This is a genomic window from Citrobacter werkmanii, from assembly GCF_008693645.1.
Lineage (GTDB): Bacteria > Pseudomonadota > Gammaproteobacteria > Enterobacterales > Enterobacteriaceae > Citrobacter > Citrobacter werkmanii.
Genome location: NZ_CP044101.1, coordinates 1,446,582 through 1,464,080 on the forward strand (window position 1 = coordinate 1,446,582; position 17,499 = coordinate 1,464,080).

The 17,499-nt window shown below is 54.7% G+C and carries 14 protein-coding genes; 11 read left to right on the forward strand and 3 right to left on the reverse strand.

What is annotated here, in order from left to right:
• The first annotated feature begins 45 nt into the window (after window positions 1-45).
• Window positions 46-1,860: a maltodextrin glucosidase gene (malZ, locus tag FOB24_RS07460; RefSeq protein ID WP_150344729.1), complete on the forward strand. Its 1,815-nt coding sequence runs from the start codon at window positions 46-48 to the stop codon at window positions 1,858-1,860.
• Here malZ and FOB24_RS07465 read toward each other — a convergent pair.
• On the reverse strand, window positions 1,854-2,756 hold the full coding sequence (locus FOB24_RS07465; RefSeq protein WP_085047650.1) for a LysR family transcriptional regulator: 903 nt from the start codon (window positions 2,754-2,756) through the stop codon (window positions 1,854-1,856). The genes malZ and FOB24_RS07465 overlap by 7 nt on opposite strands.
• 273 nt (window positions 2,757-3,029) lie before the next feature.
• Between FOB24_RS07465 and FOB24_RS07470 the strand changes: the two genes are divergently transcribed.
• From FOB24_RS07470 to FOB24_RS07490, 5 genes are all read left to right on the forward strand, one after another.
• Window positions 3,030-3,671 (forward strand): hydrolase, encoded by a 642-nt coding sequence (locus FOB24_RS07470; RefSeq protein ID WP_003021513.1) that lies wholly within the window; start codon window positions 3,030-3,032, stop codon window positions 3,669-3,671.
• A gap of 173 nt (window positions 3,672-3,844) precedes the next feature.
• On the forward strand, window positions 3,845-4,390 hold the full coding sequence (locus tag FOB24_RS07475) for an antibiotic biosynthesis monooxygenase (RefSeq protein ID WP_137351092.1): 546 nt from the start codon (window positions 3,845-3,847) through the stop codon (window positions 4,388-4,390).
• Window positions 4,391-4,411: 21 nt separating this feature from the next.
• Window positions 4,412-6,280 carry an amidohydrolase gene (locus FOB24_RS07480; protein WP_137346917.1) on the forward strand — a complete coding sequence of 623 codons (1,869 nt, stop codon included), beginning with the start codon at window positions 4,412-4,414 and terminating at the stop codon, window positions 6,278-6,280.
• 136 nt (window positions 6,281-6,416) lie between these two features.
• Window positions 6,417-9,038, forward strand: coding sequence for a DUF2339 domain-containing protein (locus tag FOB24_RS07485; RefSeq protein ID WP_121528674.1), 2,622 nt, complete (start codon window positions 6,417-6,419; stop codon window positions 9,036-9,038).
• A complete protein-coding gene (locus tag FOB24_RS07490; protein ID WP_121528675.1) occupies window positions 9,035-10,432 on the forward strand; it encodes a DUF3999 domain-containing protein in 1,398 nt (465 codons plus the stop codon). The genes FOB24_RS07485 and FOB24_RS07490 overlap by 4 nt, the downstream gene beginning before the upstream one ends.
• A 48-nt stretch (window positions 10,433-10,480) precedes the next feature.
• On the opposite strand, the gene FOB24_RS07495 is transcribed toward FOB24_RS07490, so the two are convergent.
• Together FOB24_RS07495 and acpH are read right to left on the reverse strand one after the other, a co-directional pair.
• The gene (locus FOB24_RS07495; protein WP_003021524.1) at window positions 10,481-11,083 is read right to left on the reverse strand and encodes a peroxiredoxin; all 603 of its coding nucleotides are present in this window, start codon (window positions 11,081-11,083) and stop codon (window positions 10,481-10,483) included.
• A 168-nt stretch (window positions 11,084-11,251) separates the two neighbouring features.
• Window positions 11,252-11,833 (reverse strand): ACP phosphodiesterase, encoded by a 582-nt coding sequence (gene acpH / locus FOB24_RS07500; protein WP_038638179.1) that lies wholly within the window; start codon window positions 11,831-11,833, stop codon window positions 11,252-11,254.
• 90 nt (window positions 11,834-11,923) lie between these two features.
• Here acpH and queA point away from each other — a divergent pair, with 90 nt between their 5' ends.
• Genes queA through secF form a run of 5 tightly spaced genes read left to right on the forward strand, consistent with a single transcriptional unit; the run spans window position 11,924 to window position 17,387 of the window.
• Complete coding sequence (gene queA, locus FOB24_RS07505) at window positions 11,924-12,994, forward strand: tRNA preQ1(34) S-adenosylmethionine ribosyltransferase-isomerase QueA (protein ID WP_150344730.1); 1,071 nt, start codon at window positions 11,924-11,926, stop codon at window positions 12,992-12,994.
• A 53-nt stretch (window positions 12,995-13,047) separates the two neighbouring features.
• On the forward strand, window positions 13,048-14,175 hold the full coding sequence (gene tgt / locus FOB24_RS07510; RefSeq protein WP_003021535.1) for a tRNA guanosine(34) transglycosylase Tgt: 1,128 nt from the start codon (window positions 13,048-13,050) through the stop codon (window positions 14,173-14,175).
• A gap of 22 nt (window positions 14,176-14,197) precedes the next feature.
• The gene (gene yajC, locus FOB24_RS07515; RefSeq protein WP_003021544.1) at window positions 14,198-14,530 is read left to right on the forward strand and encodes a preprotein translocase subunit YajC; all 333 of its coding nucleotides are present in this window, start codon (window positions 14,198-14,200) and stop codon (window positions 14,528-14,530) included.
• Between the two features lie 27 nt (window positions 14,531-14,557).
• Window positions 14,558-16,405 (forward strand): protein translocase subunit SecD, encoded by a 1,848-nt coding sequence (secD, locus tag FOB24_RS07520; protein WP_071888113.1) that lies wholly within the window; start codon window positions 14,558-14,560, stop codon window positions 16,403-16,405.
• A gap of 10 nt (window positions 16,406-16,415) precedes the next feature.
• Window positions 16,416-17,387, forward strand: coding sequence for a protein translocase subunit SecF (secF, locus tag FOB24_RS07525; protein WP_038638190.1), 972 nt, complete (start codon window positions 16,416-16,418; stop codon window positions 17,385-17,387).
• The last annotated feature ends 112 nt before the right edge of the window (window positions 17,388-17,499 follow it).

A 17,499-nucleotide genomic window follows, 5' to 3' on the forward strand; every position in this document is an offset into this window, starting at 1 on the left:
TTTGCTATGGCAAGGTGGCTTCATTTTCATCAAAGGGGATACGTGATGTTGAACGCCTGGCACCTTCCGGTTGCCCCATTTGTTAAGCAAAACAAAGATCAACTGACAATTACGCTGTGGCTGGCCGGGGAAAATCCACCTCAGCGGGTGACGCTACGCGCAGAAAACGATAACGAAGAGATTTCGCTCTCCATGCACAAGCTGCGCAGCCAGCCGCAGCCGGGCGTAACCGCGTGGCGAGCGGCGATCGATCTTGCCAGCGGCCAACCTCGTCGGCGCTATAGCTTTAAATTATTGTGGCCCGATCGTCAGCTGTGGTTTACACCGCAGGGATTCAGCCGTTTTCCGCCTGCGCGTCTGGAGCAGTTTGCTGTTGATGTGCCGGATAACGGTCCGCAGTGGGTAGCTGACCAGATTTTCTATCAGATTTTCCCGGATCGCTTTGCCCGCAGCCAGTCGCGTGAGCCGGCTCCAAACGTCTATTACCACCACGCAGCCGGGCATGACATCGTGCGTCGCGAGTGGGATGAACCGCTGACCGCTCAGGCCGGAGGATCGACATTTTATGGCGGCGATTTAGACGGCATCAGCGAAAAGCTGCCGTATCTGAAAACGCTAGGGGTTACGGCGCTGTATCTGAACCCGGTATTTACCGCGCCGAGCGTGCATAAATACGATACCGAAGATTACCGTCATGTTGATCCACAGTTTGGCGGCGACAACGCGCTGCTGCGCTTGCGTCACAACACGCAACAGCAGGGCATGCGTCTGATTCTGGACGGTGTCTTTAACCACAGCGGCGATTCACACCCCTGGTTTGATCGGCATAACCGTGGGACGGATGGGGCGTGTTACAACCCGCACTCCCCCTGGCGTGACTGGTATCATTTCTCTGCCGACGGTGTGGCGCTTGACTGGCTGGGCTATGCCAGCCTACCCAAGCTGGATTTTTGTTCGCAAAGCCTGGTCAATGAGATTTATCGTGGGGAAGACAGTATCGTTCGTCACTGGCTGAAAGCGCCGTGGAGTATGGACGGCTGGCGTCTTGATGTCGTGCATATGCTGGGAGAGGGCGGCGGGGCGCGCAACAACCTGCACCATGTGGCGGGGATTACGCAGGCGGCAAAAGAAACCCAGCCTGAAGCGTATGTTGTGGGTGAACATTTTGGTGATGCGCGCCAGTGGTTGCAGGCGGATGCAGAAGATGCCGCCATGAACTATCGCGGTTTTACTTTCCCCATCTGGGGATTTCTGGCCAATACGGATATCTCGTACGACCCGCAATCTATTGATGCCCAAACCTGTATGGCGTGGATGGATAACTACCGCGCGGGTCTGTCGCATCAGCAGCAACTGCGGATGTTCAATCAGCTCGACAGCCACGATACCGCCCGTTTTAAATCCTTGCTTGGCAAAGACGTGGCGCGTTTACCGTTGGCGGTGGTATGGCTGTTTACCTGGCCTGGCGTGCCTTGTATTTATTACGGTGACGAGGTGGGTCTGGACGGTAATAACGACCCGTTCTGTCGTAAGCCGTTCCCGTGGCAACCTGAAAAACAGGACACTCATTTGCTTGAGCTGTATCAGCGGCTGGCAAAATTACGCCATCAAAGCCAGGCGTTACGCCATGGCGGTTGTCAGGTGATTTACGCCGAAGATAACGTGGTCGTGTTTATGCGGGTGCTCAACCGCCAGCGCGTGCTGGTGGCGATTAACCGTGGTCAGGCCTGTGAAGTAGTCCTGCCAGCCTCGCCACTACTGCGTGTCGCTCAATGGCAGCACAAAGAGGGTAACGGCCTGCTCGCTGACGATATCCTGACGCTGCCGGCGATCTCCGCCACGGTGTGGATGGGTCATTGATACAAGCGCGCAATCTCCGGGCTCGCCAGCAGCGTTTCTCGCCACCAGCGCTGCGCCAGCCCGTCGCGGCTGTTACGCCATGCCATATAGGCCACATCTTTTTGGCGAAATGAGATGACCGTTTTTTCCACCAGTTCGCCTGTGGCAAGCCACGGGCTGGCAATGTGGCGGGGAAGAAATCCGCAGCCCATGCCAGCTCGCAGTAACATCACCTTACTGTGGAAGTCATCGACGCGAATCTGCGCCTGCTCGTCCATCAGATTGGTTTGCAGCGGATGGCAAAAGCGGGCGCTGTCGCTGATAACAATGGCCCGATGCAGGCACAGCTGTTCGTTTGTCAGGCCATCTGGCGCGGCGGCCAGCGGATGTTCGGGTGCCACGACAAATACATTATCCAGCGTGCCGAGCATTTTGTAGGACCAGGCGGCTGACGTTGGCGGTTCATTAATCGCCCCCAGAATGATGTCTGCGCCATTATGGGTCAGCTCCTCCCAGGAGCCTGCCAGCGTATGGTGGGTAAAACTCAGCCGGGTTTGCTTATTCAGCGCGTGAAATTCATCAATAATGGGCAGCAGCGTGGCGAAAGGGAAAGAGTCATCCAGCGCGATTGCCAGCTCTTTTTCCCAGCCTGAACTCAGCTGTACCGCCTGCTTTTCGAGATCTTTGGCCGCACTCAGCAGCAAACGTCCCTTTTCCAGCATCATCAGCCCGGTGTCGGTAAATTTCGCCCGGTGCCCGGAGCGGTCAAGCAGCTCAATATTCAAATCGCTTTCCAGCTTCTGAATCATATAGCTGAGTGCCGCAGGGGTTTTAAACAGCGATTCGGCTGCTGCGGCAAATGAACCCTGTTTGTCGAGTGCGTCGAGGATTAGCAAAACATCCAGATTGATGCGCATAAGCAGAAAATATCCTGAAAAATAAACTCCTCTGTTGTACCGAATGAAGAAAAACAATGCCAGTGAATAAATTAGATGAGTCATGCGCATTTTTTTGATGTTGTTTAGGATATATCGCAACACAGAATTAATAGTTTCACAGGATGGTTAGTTTTCTTTAATAACTCGTTAGAAATTTCCCGCTATACTCAACAAGCTTTCTGATTCAGGATCCTGCTGCTGACGGCAGATACAGACCGTTGCCTTTTAACTTATTGATTAAGAAGGTGTGTTATGTCTATTCGGGAACTGATTGACCCTCAAAACTCTACGCTGATTTTTATTGATCATCAGCCGCAAATGTCATTTGGTGTAGCAAATATTGATCGCCAGACTTTGAAAAATAATACTGTGGCATTAGCGAAAGCCGGCAAGATATTTAATGTTCCAGTGATTTATACCTCTGTGGAAACAAAAAGTTTTAGCGGCTATATCTGGCCGGAATTGTTAGCGGTTCACCCCGATGTGAAGCCTATTGAACGCACGTCTATGAACTCTTGGGAAGATGCGGCGTTTGTGAAAGCCGTGGAAGCGACCGGGCGCAAAAAATTGATTATCTCCGCGCTGTGGACCGAAGTCTGCCTGACCTTCCCGGCGCTGATGGCGCTGGAAGCGGGTTATGAAGTGTATGTGGTGACCGACACGTCCGGCGGCACGTCTGTGGATGCCCACGAGCGTTCTATTGACCGGATGGTGCAGGCGGGCGCAGTCCCCGTAACCTGGCAACAGGTTCTTCTTGAGTACCAGCGTGACTGGTCCCGCAAAGAAACCTACGACGCCGTAATGGATTTGGTGCGCGAACATAGCGGCGCCTACGGTATGGGCGTGGATTACGCCTATACCATGGTGCATGGCGCGCCGGAACGTAAAGCCTAAATACACTTCATCCTTCATGCTGCATCTTTGTTGGCTTCGCTTGCGTACCCCGGTCACTTACTGATGTAAGCTCCCGGGGATCCACAACCTTGCCGCCTCGATGCACCATGAATGATTTTGTGTATTGCTTTCCTGGCCTAAGCGGTCTGATTCCTCTCAACAAGGAACCCTTCATGGCGCAGAACAAACATGTGACGTTGGTGATTACCCATACCCTGCAGCCTGAGCAGGCGCAGCGGTATGAGCAGTGGCTGGGGAAAATCATGCCGGTGGCGGCCGAGTTTCCCGGTCATCTCGGGGCGAATGTGATTCGCCCTGCGGAGGGCGAGAATCTGTGGAACATTATTATCCGCTTCGACACGCTGGAGCATCTGTACAACTGGACCCAGTCCGATACGCGCCGTGTGCTGGTGGAAGAGATAGCTCCGCTGCTGGCAGAAGGTGACAAAACCGAAATTCGTACCGAAGCGGCGTTCTGGTTTACGCCGCCCGCGCCCCATGTACGCCAGCCCAGGCGCTGGAAACAGTTCCTGATAACTCTGCTGGTGATTTTTCCCAGCACTAACCTGGTGCCGTGGTTGACCGGCATTGTGCTGCCTGCAATGAAGGGCTCGTTACTCCTGCATCTTATCAATGATGCGTGTGTGGTTGCGCTGGTGGTCTGGTTCTGGATGCCCATCGTAACCCGTCTGTTTGCCGGATGGCTAAAAAAAGCCTGACCGGTTTCTCAGGAGATTGTTATGTCGCAAACTGCCACACTGATTCTGACTCACGGAAAAATTCATACTCTCGACAGACAAAGCCCACAGGTCGAGGCGGTCGCGATCGCCAACGGGAAGATCCTGGCGACCGGTAACCACGACCGGATCATGAGCTTTGCCGCCGAAGGGACGCAGATTGTCGATCTGCAAGGACATACGGTGATCCCCGGCTTAAATGATTCACACCTGCACCTGATTCGCGGTGGTCTGAATTACAACCTGGAACTGCGTTGGGAAGGCGTACCGTCGCTGGCGGATGCACTACGCATGCTCAAAGAGCAGGCTGACAGAACGCCGTCGCCGCAATGGGTGCGCGTGGTAGGCGGCTGGAGCGAATTCCAGTTTGCAGAACGGCGCATGCCGACTCTGGAAGAACTGAATGAAGCCGCGCCAGATACCCCGGTATTTGTTCTGCATCTGTACGACAGAGCGTTGCTGAATCGCGCGGCGCTGAAAGCCGTGGGCTACACCAAAGCGACGCCGGATCCGGCAGGCGGTGAGATTGTGCGTGATAGCAACGGCAACCCGACCGGAATGCTGATCGCCAAACCCAACGCCATGATCCTTTATTCGACGCTGGCAAAAGGGCCAAAGCTGCCGCTGGAAATGCAGGTCAATTCGACCCGCCAGTTTATGCGCGAGCTGAACCGTCTGGGACTGACCAGCGCCATCGATGCGGGCGGCGGCTTTCAGAACTACCCGGAAGATTACGAGATCATTGAGCAGTTGCACGCCAACAAGCAGATGACGGTGCGTATCGCCTACAACTTGTTTACTCAGCGTCCTAAGCAGGAGCTGGAGGACTTTGAACGCTGGACCGATATGCTCAAGCCCGGACAGGGCACCGATTTCTACCGTGCTAATGGCGCAGGGGAAATGTTGGTCTTCTCGGCCGCTGATTTTGAAGATTTCCTGCAACCACGTCCGGATCTACCGGAAGGTATGGAAGAAGAACTGGAACGCGTGGTTCGCCACCTGGTGGAGCATCGCTGGCCGTTCCGTCTGCATGCCACCTATGATGAATCCATCAGCCGCATGCTGGATGTGTTCGAGAAGGTGAATCGCGATATCCCGTTCAATGGCCTGCACTGGTTCTTCGATCACGCCGAAACGATTACCGAACGCAATATCGAGCGCGTCAAAGCGTTGGGCGGCGGGATAGCGGTTCAGCACCGAATGGCGTTCCAGGGGGAGTATTTTGTCGATCGCTATGGCAAAGACGCGGTCAAGCATACGCCGCCGGTGGCGAAAATGCTGGCGGCTGATGTTCCGGTAGGGCTGGGGACTGACGCCACCCGCGTGGCCAGCTATAACCCGTGGACCGCGCTGTACTGGCTGGTTTCGGGCCGTACCGTTGGTGGTATGGCGATGTATGATGATAACAATCGCCTGCCGCGCGATGTGGCGCTGGAACTGTGGACGGCCGGTAGCGCCTGGTTCTCCAGCGAACAGGGTAAGAAAGGGCGTATCGAGAAAGATCAACTGGCCGACCTGGTGGTGCTGTCTAAAGATTATTTCAGCGTGCCAGAAGAAGAGATCAAAGGCATCGAGTCGGTGATGACTATTGTCGATGGTAAAGTCGTGTACGCAGCCGGGCATTTCACTCCGCTGGCACCGCCAGCCATTCCGGTTGTGCCGGACTGGTCGCCGGTGGTGAAGGTGCCGGGGCACTATCGCTCAGCGCCGCCTGCTGCGGCGAAAATTGGCGCAATGGTACAGATGCACCAGTGCTGTGGTAGTTGCGGCGTACACGGTCATCAGCATGACATCGCGCGTAAGTCGGGGATTCCGGTGTCAGATGACAGGGCTTTCTGGGGCGCGCTGGGTTGTTCCTGTTTTGCGTTTTAATCTCTCATCACAGCCCCTGGCCAAACGCAGGGGCTGATTGGCTTTTCTGAAAAGCGGGTCATAGTGTTAACAGATATGGCACAGCTGCAACAATTTGTGTCATTCTGGTCTGTCTTTACACAGTGAAGGTGGAAACATGGATGAGCTGCTAACCCTTGGCTGCATTGTTTTATTCTTCGCGTTGGTCGTGGTTCCTGGTCTCGCGATCGTGGCATACAAACGCAGTACGGCGGTACGTTCTGAGCTGGCAGCCTTGCGCCGTCGGGTAGAGGAACTTGAGCTGCGCGGTGTAGCGTCAGAGTCTGTGGCACAGGCTGCCGCCGATGCGCCAACGCCTGCGATGAGCAGCGTGGCGCCGGAACCTGACGCTGAGCCGACGCCTGAACCCGTTAACCCGTGGTCTTCACAGCAAAAGCCGGATAAAGCGGCGGTCTCCACGCCCAACGCCCAGCGGCCTTCTGCTTTTGGCGGGGTGATATCATCGCTGGTGCGCTGGTTTATGCAGGGCAACCCGTTGGCAAAGCTCGGTATATTGCTCTTGTTCCTGGGACTTTCTTTCCTGCTGCGTTACACCGTCGAACATTCTCTGTTTCCGCTTGAGCTGCGCCTGGTGGCGGCCGCGCTGTTTGCTATTGTCCTGTTGGCGCTGGGCTGGCGGTTGCGGCATAAGCAACCGGTCTATGCGCTGATCTTACAGGGCGGGGCCACGGGAGCACTCTATCTCACCGTCTTTGGCGCGTTCCGGCTGTGGCAAATGCTGCCAATGACGCTAGCATTTGCGCTGCTGGTGGCGATTTGCGCGGCGAGCGTGGGTCTGGCTATTTTGCAAAAGGCACTCAGCCTGGCGATGCTGGCAAGCCTTGGCGGCTATCTCGCGCCGCTGCTGCTTTCCTCCGGCGGCGGCAGTCATGTCGCGCTTTTCTCTTTCTATCTTCTGCTCTCGGTCGGCATTCTCGCCATTAGCATCTGGCAGCACTGGCGGGAGCTGAATTTGCTCGGCCTGCTGTTTACCTTTGGCGTTGGCGGTTTGTGGGGGCTGGAGGACTATCGACCTGAGTATTACCTGAGCTGCCAACTGTTCCTGATCGCCAACACCATTATTTTTGGCGTGCTGAGCGTGGCGCTGTCGCTTCGTGCGCAGGAAAAAGGCAAGCAGATTATTGATGGCGTGCTGCTGTTTGCCCCTCCGCTGGTAGGTTTTGGCATGCAGTACGCCATTACGCGGCATATGGCATATGGTCCGGCGCTGAGCGCGCTAGGCTACGGTGGTTTCTATCTGGTGTTGGCGACGCTGGCGTTGCGGCGTTCGTCTTCGCTGGGGAGACCGCTGGTATTGGCTGCCCTGGCGCTTGGCGGCGCATTTACTACCCTGGCTATCCCGTTGGCGCTTTCAGCCCGTTGGACGGCGATGGCCTGGTCGCTGGAGGGACTTGGGATCCTCTGGCTGGGTATCCAACAGCAGCAGCGACGCATGAGTTATAGCGGTACGGCGCTGCTCGTGCTGGCCGTGGGCAGCGCGCTATGGGCGCTGGCGAACGGCACAACTGCGCTCTCAGTGATGCTGATATTTGCCGTGCTTAGCCTCAGTTGGCTGGCTGCCGCATGGCTATGGCGCAGCATTCGGATGCAGGGCAGTTGGGGGCTACTCGCTGGCGGTTTGCTTTTCTGGATTACTGCCCTCGTTGCGGTATCGCAGCTCGTCCTGAAGCAGGAGCGGTGGGTGCTGTCTGGCGTGTTGGCATTAATGGCGGTATCGGTCTGGGGCTGGCGTACGATTGCTGGTCGCCTGGCATGGCGGGAGCTTGATGCCAGTAAATGGCTGTTATGGCCGACGATGCTGGTGATGCTGATGTATCAGATCTCCTGGCAGCAGATTTTTGCTGCGGGCTGGCCGAATCTGGCCTGGTGCGCGGCGCTAATTGTTGCAGTGGCGCTGCTCTGGCGTGACGCACAGATATTACCGCCAACGCTTTCCCGGCTGGCGCATTTGTCATTCTTCTGGATGATTGTACTGGCGCTGGCGGTTGAGCTGTTCTGGTTCGCACAGGCGCTACCGTGGGGGAGGGCCGCGTGGGGAAGCGGCCTGATGATGGCGGCTGGCGGGTTGCTGATTTTCCTGGTTTATCAAGCTGTTCAGCGCAAGCTCTGGCCATTTCGTATCTGGCCAGCCTTATATTCTGTGCAGGCGATGGTTCCCGTTGCGCTGGTGCTGGTTGGTCTGCTCGTGTTGACGAATTTACAGGATGGCGTGGTTTATCGTCAGACGTATCTGCCGTTGCTCAACCCGCTGGAAGAGGGTGCAGCTTTTGCCCTGCTAGGGTTGATCGTGTTTTATCGCGCGTCTGAACGCTATTTCCCGGTGCAGCTTTCGGTGTGCCGCCCATGGCCGGTTGTGGCGCTGATGGCGCTCGGCTTTTGGTGGCTTAATGGTTTGTTGCTGCGCGCGTTGTCCTGGTATGGTGAGGTTGCGTGGAATGTACACGCCCTGTGGGATTCGCGGTTGATTCAAACCTGTTTTGCTCTGTTCTGGATGCTAACGGCATTGGTGGTGATGCTGCAGGCAACCCGGCGTCGCTCGCGGCAGGAATGGCTGTGTGGAGCCGTTTTGCTGGGGATAGTCATTATTAAACTGATGCTGGTGGACAGCGCGGGAGGCGGCGGCCTGGCGCGCGCGGTCGCGTTTATTGGCGTCGCCATTCTGGTGCTGATTATCGGGTATTTTTCACCCTTACCGCCCAAAGCTGGAGAAGAAAAATGAAATGGATTAAAGCGGTTCTCTGGAGTGCTCTGTTAGGAGCAACCGGCGCGGCATGGGGCAGTAATACGGTTACGGATGCGCCAGTAGACTACGCGAAGGGCGTGAAGCTCTTAACGCCGGGTTCAGAGCAATGGTATAGCCTGCCTCTGCCTTTAGCGGTGTACCATGAGGCAGTCTGGCCGGATTTACGTGATATCCGGGTGTTCAACCGTCAGGGCGAGGTAGTGCCTTTCACTCTGCTGGCTGAAAAAACGCAGGCAACGTCCCCGAGAACGATTCCTCTGCGCCTTTTTCCGTTTGATTCTACGGTGCAACAGGTGACGCCAAAGCAAGATGATGAAAGACCCGCGGTCCTGCTTCGTGCTAAAAATGGCATCGAAATTCGCTTCGAAAGTGAAAACCTGCAATCCATCGGGCAGAGTTATTTAATCGCCTTGCCAGACGATGTCAAAGAGACGCCATCGCTGTCCCAGTTGCGTTTGAACTGGGATGCGCCAGCGAAAAACTGGCAGGGAACGGCATCGCTTTATTACAGCCGAGATTTACGTGACTGGAGGTTGATTACAGGAAATGCGCCGCTGATGGATCTGACGCATAGCGACGACCGGTTGAAAATGGACACCTTAGGTGTCGATGATTTGCGCATGTCCGCTGGTGGCGTCCCCTGGCTGTTGCTGATTCTTGATTCGCAAAGCCCTGCGTTAAATCTGACCGGCGTGAGTGCGATAACCCGTGAGGAGCCTCCGCTTACCCGGCCTGTTTCGATGGATGCTGAAGCGGAGAGAATTGCCGAAAACCAGGCGATTTGGCGCTGGTCCAGGCCGCAACCGTTGACCTCATTAAAGATTTCACTGGATTACGAAGGCGTATTGCCGGTTGAACTTGAATGGCGCAAGGGAGAAAAAGACGCCTGGCAGCCTTTAACCCGAACGGTTCTCTACAATCTGGAAAATCAGCATTCGGATGATATTCCACTCTCCGGTGAGTTAGTCGAGGCGGTCCGGATGACGACGCTTCAGGCGCGTTTACCCGCCACCTTACCCGTACTGAGAGGGGAGCGCGACAGCTATAAAGTGATTTTTAACGCGCAAGGTCAAAGCCCATTTATTCTGGCATGGGGAAACAAAGCGGCGGAACCCGCGAGCATCAGTCTGGCGATGCTGGTCCCGGAGGCGTTACGTAAGCACAACGATCCTGACAAAATGCCGCAGGCATTGGAGGATGAACGGGTTACTCTGGGCGGTGAGGGTCGGCTGACGGCAACGTCAGTCGCTGAGCAACAAAGCCAGTGGAAAACGCTGTTGGTGTGGGGGGCGTTAATCCTTGGCGTCGCCGTACTGGCGCTGATGGCGTGGCGAATCTGGCGTGAAGTGAAAAAGGGTAATCCGACATAAACCCATAAAAAAGGCCCGCATTGCGGGCCTTTTGTCGATTCATGCCAATTACAGGCTGGAAACGTTCTCGGTCAGGTATTTTGCCACGCCGTCCGGAGACGCGTTCATACCTTCTTTACCTTTTTCCCACTGCGCCGGGCAAACGTCGCCGTGCTCTTCGTGGAACTGCAGCGCGTCAACCATGCGCAGCATTTCGTCGATGTTACGACCCAGCGGCAGATCGTTAACCACCTGGTGACGAACAACGCCGTTAGCGTCGATCAGGAAAGAACCACGCAGAGCAACGCCCGCTTCCGGGTGCTCGATGCCGTAGGCTTTCTGGATTTCGCGTTTGATGTCAGCAACCATTGCGTATTTCACCGCACCGATGCCGCCTTTGTCGACAGGGGTGTTACGCCATGCGTTGTGGACAAATTCAGAGTCGAAAGAAACGCCAACAACTTCAACGCCGCGCTTCTGGAATTCTTCGTAACGTTTGTCGAATGCGATCAGTTCAGACGGGCAAACGAAAGTGAAGTCCATCGGCCAGAAGAACAGAACGGTGGTTTTACCGTTGGTATGCTGTTTGAAGTTGAAGTTTTCAACGATCTCACCGCTACCCAGTACCGCAGCTGCTGTGAAATCCGGAGCCTGACGAGTTACCAGTACCATATAATTCTCCTGCAATGTTAAGGGGTTTTTGGAACGCAACGCGGGCCAGTATAGAGAGTGTTCGTGAATAAGACAAAGAGGCGCTGGCAATCAATGAGACAGGTTTTGTCTATCAATCTTTTACCGGATGGTGGCTAAGGCTTATCCGGCGCGTTATGCGGGCTGCAATCAAAGGGTTTTACGCTGCGCCTGTTCCATCATCTGCGGATAAAACTGCCAGAAACGTTCTTCTAACGCATCATAATGCGTATCCAGGTCATACCATGAGGCGCGCAGGGCATCGAGACGCGGACGGCGGCTGGCCATGCCGTTCAGGACGTTCTGGATAAAATCCATGTCACGATAGCGCTCAAGCCATTTTTCTGACCATATATAGTTGTTTAAGTTAATAAAGCGCGGCGGCGATTCCGGCAAAATTGTGGTCACCTGGGTGCGGGCATAGCGCACAAAGTCTACCAGCGGGAAGTCTGGGGAGATTTCCGCCCAGTGGCGCGACAGAAAGTGATCCCACATCACGTCCAGCGTAATTGGCGCGACGCGGCGTGTTTCGCTACGAAACCACTCTTTGGCTTCACGCACCTGCGGCAGGTTATCGGTCATCACGTCGATACGACGGTGCATGAAGATGCCTTCCACCACCTCAGGCGAAAAATGCGTTTCCGGATTACCCCGGACAAAATCGGCCAGCAGATTGCCGGAAAGCGAGCTGTCGGCAAGATGAGCGAGATGCAAATGTGCAAGAAAATTCATAGTTAAACGTTTATCCAGAGGGGTAAAGGTTGCAGGGAGAACGCCCCGGCACTAGACTACCCGCCTCTTATTTTAGTCTGAGTCAGTGTCATGCGCGTTACCGATTTCACCTTTGAACTACCCGAATCCCTGATTGCCCACTATCCGCAAGCTGAGCGCAGTAGCTGCCGCTTGCTGTCTTTGGACGGGCCGACGGGCGCGCTGACGCACGGTACTTTCACCGATTTGCTCGATAAGCTCAACCCTGGCGATTTGCTGGTCTTTAACAACACCCGCGTCATTCCAGCGCGTCTGTTTGGCCGTAAAGCCAGCGGCGGTAAGATTGAAGTGCTGGTCGAACGCATGCTGGATGACAAGCGTATTTTGGCACACATTCGCGCCTCGAAAGCGCCGAAGCCGGGTGCCGAGCTGCTATTGGGCGACGATGAAAGTATTAACGCGACGATGGTTGCCCGTCACGACGCGCTGTTTGAAGTGGCGTTTGACGATGAACGCAGCGTGCTTGATATCCTCAATGCCATCGGCCATATGCCGTTGCCGCCGTATATTGACCGCCCGGACGAAGACGCCGACCGCGAGCTGTACCAGACCGTGTATAGCGAAAAACCGGGTGCCGTCGCTGCGCCGACCGCGGGGCTGCACTTTGACGAGCCGCTGCTGGCGAAACTGCGCGATAAAGGCATTGAAATGGCGTTCGTTACGTTGCACGTCGGCGCGGGTACCTTCCAGCCGGTGCGCGTAGACACTATCGAAGACCACATTATGCACTCCGAATATGCGGAGGTGCCGCAGGATGTGGTTGACGCGGTGCTGGCGGCGAAGGCGCGTGGCAACCGCGTGATAGCCGTGGGAACAACGTCCGTTCGCTCACTGGAAAGCGCGGCGCAGGCTGCAAAAAACGATCTCATTGCGCCGTTCTTCGGTGATACGCAGATATTTATTTATCCAGGCTATAAATACCAGGTGATTGATGCCCTGGTCACCAACTTCCACCTGCCGGAATCGACGCTGATCATGCTGGTTTCTGCGTTTGCTGGTTATAAAAACACCATGCACGCCTACCACGAAGCGGTAAAAGCGGAATATCGCTTTTTTAGTTACGGAGATGCGATGTTTATCACGTACAATCCGCAGGCTATTTCTGAGCGTGTCGGGGAATAAATTTCCGGCATGAGTATTTAACGTCGGACTGTTTTTCTGACGCAGGAGTTAAGATGAAATTTGAACTGGACACCACAGACGGTCGCGCGCGTCGCGGCCGCCTGGTTTTTGATCGTGGCGTAGTGGAAACGCCTGCATTTATGCCGGTCGGTACTTACGGCACCGTAAAAGGCATGACGCCGGAAGAAGTTGAAGCCACCGGCGCGCAGATCATTCTCGGCAACACTTTCCACCTGTGGCTACGCCCGGGTCAGGAAATCATGAAACTGCACGGCGATCTGCACGATTTCATGCAGTGGAAAGGGCCAATCCTTACCGATTCCGGCGGCTTCCAGGTTTTCAGTCTGGGCGATATCCGCAAGATCACCGAGCAGGGCGTGCATTTCCGCAACCCGATCAACGGCGATCCGATTTTCCTCGATCCTGAGAAGTCAATGGAGATTCAATACGATCTCGGTTCCGATATCGTGATGATCTTCGACGAATGTACACCGTACCCGGCCGACTGGGACTATGCTAAACGCTCAATGGAGATGTCTCTGCGTTGGGCGAAGCGCAGTCGCGACCGTTTTGACAGTCTCGGCAACAAAAATGCGCTTTTTGGCATCATTCAGGGCAGCGTTTACGAAGATTTACGTGATATCTCTGTCAAAGGTCTGGTAGATATCGGCTTTGATGGCTACGCTGTCGGCGGTTTGGCTGTCGGTGAGCCGAAGGAAGATATGCACCGCATTCTGGAGCATGTTTGCCCACAGATTCCGGCAGATAAACCGCGTTACCTGATGGGCGTCGGCAAACCAGAAGATCTGGTTGAAGGCGTACGTCGCGGTATCGATATGTTTGACTGCGTGATGCCAACGCGAAATGCCCGTAATGGTCATTTGTTTGTGACTGACGGCGTGGTAAAAATTCGTAACGCGAAACATAAAAGCGACACCAGTCCGCTCGATGCTGAGTGTGATTGCTACACCTGTCGCAATTATTCGCGCGCTTACTTGCATCATCTCGACCGTTGCAACGAAATATTGGGCGCGCGTCTCAACACGATTCATAACCTTCGCTACTACCAGCGTTTGATGGCGGGTTTACGCAAGGCTATTGAAGAGGGTAAATTAGAGAGCTTCGTGACCGATTTTTACCAACGTCAGGGTCGACCAGTTCCACCTGTGAACGTTGATTAATTTTAATAATGAGGGAATTTGAATGAGCTTTTTTATTTCTGATGCGGTAGCGGCAACAGGTGCTCCGGCGCAGGGCAGCCCGATGTCTCTGATTCTGATGCTGGTGGTGTTTGGTCTGATTTTCTACTTTATGATCCTGCGTCCGCAACAAAAGCGTACCAAAGAACACAAAAATCTGATGAACTCCATTGCGAAAGGCGATGAAGTGCTGACTAACGGTGGTCTGGTGGGTCGCGTGACCAAAGTAGCAGAATCTGGCTACATCGCTATTGCGCTGAACGATACCACTGAAGTGGTTATTAAACGTGATTTCGTAGCTGCCGTTCTGCCGAAAGGCACCATGAAGGCGCTGTAATTTATTGTTTTCCCAAAGGGAACTGCCGTGTTAAACCGTTATCCTTTGTGGAAGTACATTATGCTGGTCGTCGTGATTGTCGTCGGCCTGCTTTACGCACTTCCCAACCTGTATGGTGAGGATCCGGCTGTTCAAATCACTGGCGTGCGCGGTGCCGCCGCCAGTGAGCAAACGCTGATCCAGGTCCAGAAAACGTTACAAGAAGATAAAATCACACCTAAGTCTGTGGCTCTGGAAGAGGGTGCTATTCTTGCGCGCTTCGACTCCACTGATACCCAACTGCGCGCACGTGAAGTGCTGATGGGCGTGCTGGGCGATCAATACGTCGTGGCGCTTAACCTTGCTCCGGCAACCCCGCGCTGGCTGGCAGCCATTCACGCAGAACCGATGAAACTCGGTCTTGACCTGCGTGGTGGCGTTCACTTCCTGATGGAAGTGGATATGGACACCGCGCTGAGTAAGTTGCAGGAACAAAATATCGATAGCCTGCGCAGCGATCTGCGTGAAAAAGGCATTCCTTATACTACCGTTCGTAAAGAAGATAACTACGGCCTGAGCATCACCTTCCGTGACAGCAGCGCCCGTGATGAAGCTATCTCTTATCTGAGCAAGCGTCACCAGGATCTGGTTATTTCCAGCCAGGGCAGCAATGCTCTGCGTGCGGTGATGACCGATGCGCGACTGAGTGAAGCCCGTGAATACGCGGTACAGCAGAACATCAATATTCTGCGTAATCGTGTGAACCAGTTGGGTGTTGCTGAGCCGGTTGTACAACGTCAGGGTGCTGACCGTATTGTCGTCGAACTGCCGGGTATCCAGGATACCGCGCGCGCGAAAGAAATTCTGGGCGCAACCGCGACGCTGGAATTCCGTCTGGTAAACACCAACGTTGACCAGTCTGCTGCGGCATCCGGGCGCGTGCCGGGTGATTCGGAAGTGAAACAGTCTCGTGAAGGTCAGCCGGTTGTGCTGTACAAACGCGTGATCCTGACTGGTGACCATATCACCGATTCCACTTCCAGCCAGGACGAATACAATCAGCCGCAGGTTAACATCTCGCTGGATAGCGCGGGTGGTAACATCATGTCCAACTTCACCAAGGACAACATCGGTAAGCCGATGGCGACCCTGTTTGTGGAGTACAAAGACAGCGGTAAGAAAGATGCCAACGGTCGCGCCGTGCTGGTGAAACAGGAAGAGGTGATTAACATCGCCAACATCCAGTCTCGCCTGGGTAACAGCTTCCGTATCACCGGTATCAACAACCCGAACGAAGCGCGTCAGCTTTCTCTGCTGTTACGTGCCGGTGCGTTGATCGCGCCGATTCAGATTGTTGAAGAACGTACCATCGGCCCAACCCTGGGTATGCAGAACATCAAACAGGGTCTGGAAGCCTGTCTGGCCGGTCTGGTGGTGTCTATCCTGTTCATGATCTTCTTCTATAAGAAGTTCGGCCTGATTGCGACCAGCGCGCTGATCGCTAACCTGGTGCTGATTGTCGGCATTATGTCGCTGTTGCCGGGAGCTACGCTGAGTATGCCGGGGATTGCGGGGATCGTCTTAACCCTTGCCGTCGCGGTCGATGCTAACGTACTGATCAACGAACGTATCAAAGAAGAGTTGAGTAACGGTCGTTCGGTGCAGCAGGCCATCAATGAAGGTTATGCGGGCGCATTTAGCTCCATCTTCGATGCGAACATTACGACGCTGATTAAGGTCATTATCCTGTACGCAGTCGGCACCGGGGCAATTAAAGGGTTCGCGATTACTACCGGTATTGGGGTAGCGACGTCGATGTTTACCGCAATTGTCGGTACACGTGCCATCGTAAACCTGTTGTATGGCGGCAAGCGCGTCAAAAAGCTGTCAATCTGAGGAGTGCGAAGTGGCACAGGAATATACTGTTGAACAATTGAACCACGGCCGTAAAGTCTGGGACTTTATGCGCTGGGACTACTGGGCTTTCGGCATTTCAGGTTTTCTGCTGATCGCGGCCATCGTGATTATGGGCGTGCGCGGCTTTAACTGGGGTCTCGATTTCACCGGTGGTACGGTCATTGAAATCACGCTGGAAAAACCAGCTGAAATGGACGTGATGCGCGATGCGCTGGAGAAAGCGGGCTTTGTTGATCCGCTTCTGCAAAACTTCGGCAGCAGCCACGACATTATGGTGCGTATGCCGCCAACTGAAGGCGCAGACGGCGGTCAGGTGCTGGGTAGCAAAGTGTTGAGTGTGATTAATGAATCCACCAACCAAAACGCCGCGGTGAAACGAATTGAATTCGTGGGGCCGAGCGTGGGTGCAGACCTGGCGCAAACGGGTGCGATGGCGCTGATGGCGGCGCTGATCTCAATCCTGGTGTACGTCGGTTTCCGCTTTGAGTGGCGATTGGCTGCAGGGGTAGTTATCGCGCTGGCGCACGACGTAATCATCACACTTGGGATCCTGTCGTTGTTCCATATCGAGATTGACCTGACTATCGTCGCATCGCTGATGTCGGTAATCGGTTACTCGCTGAACGACAGTATCGTCGTCTCTGACCGTATTCGTGAAAACTTCCGCAAAATTCGTCGCGGTACGCCTTACGAAATCTTTAACGTGTCATTGACGCAGACGCTGCACCGTACGTTGATTACGTCCGGTACGACGTTGATGGTTATTCTGATGCTTTTCCTGTTCGGTGGTCCGGTACTGGAAGGCTTCTCGCTGACCATGCTTATCGGTGTTTCCATCGGTACCGCGTCTTCTATCTACGTGGCATCGGCGCTGGCGCTGAAGCTGGGTATGAAGCGTGAGCATATGCTGCAGCAGAAGGTCGAGAAAGAAGGGGCGGATCAACCGTCGATTCTGCCTTAAGCGACGCAGAGCGTGTGAAGCGTAAGAACTGGAATCCCGATCGCAAGGTCGGGATTTTTTTTGTCTGTGATTTAACGGTAGGCCATTATCTTTTTCTGTCGTGACACTACTG